The sequence below is a fragment of the Oleiphilus sp. HI0066 genome, from assembly GCF_001635725.1.
The window spans coordinates 1-686 of record NZ_LWFH01000321.1 but is presented as its reverse complement, the minus strand read 5'-3'; the positions used below and the strand labels follow the sequence as shown (position 1 = coordinate 686).

Below are 686 nucleotides of genomic sequence, written 5' to 3'. Positions count from 1 at the left end.
GGAACGCCGATATAAGAGCCCGACATGATGTCGTTGTTAAGGGCAAGTAATCCGCCAGCAAGGCCAGCTAGCCAAACAATTTGGTCAAAGTCTTGTGTCAACTCGGGACACTCAACACCACCATTCTCGAGAGGACGGCCGATTTCGTTGTCGTCATTGAACTTGATCAGTTCATCCCAGGCGACGAGATAGCGTTTTGCAGCTTTTAAGTGGTGGCGTTTTTGTGCGATCAATGCATCTTCAGCGAAGTCAGGCTGAAGTGCACGGATGTAGCGAAGATATTCTAGTTCTTTCTCTGCTGCTCTTGCCTCTTCACAGCCGCCTGCACCAAGGTGAAGAAGAATTGCAAGTTCGTGAGGTTCTTCAGTAATTCGACCTAGCGCCATAACCATAGATGTAAGCGCTTCAGCACCAGCACAACCTGCTTCGGTATCATCTGTTGTTAATAGATAAGGAACGATGTGTGCTTCACCAAGAAGCGTTACTGTATCACCGGTTGGCTTGATGAATGGCTTTACCAAAAATTGGTTAATCGCTTTACAGCCACCGAAAATCGTCGCTAGACCAATACACAATACAAGCCAGCGGATTTTGCGCAACGCTAAATTGACGTTCACTGAATACTCCTGCAAAACCCCATCAAGATCCTGAGATGGGTAAAAAATAAAATCTATTTATTAGCGAGA

General features: G+C 46.1%; 1 pseudogene. It reads right to left on the bottom strand.

Annotated features, from left to right (window positions below):
• A pseudogene (locus A3738_RS04690) lies at positions 1 to 617 on the bottom strand (hypothetical protein); the annotation flags it as partial.
• Positions 618 to 686: the final 69 nt, after the last annotated feature.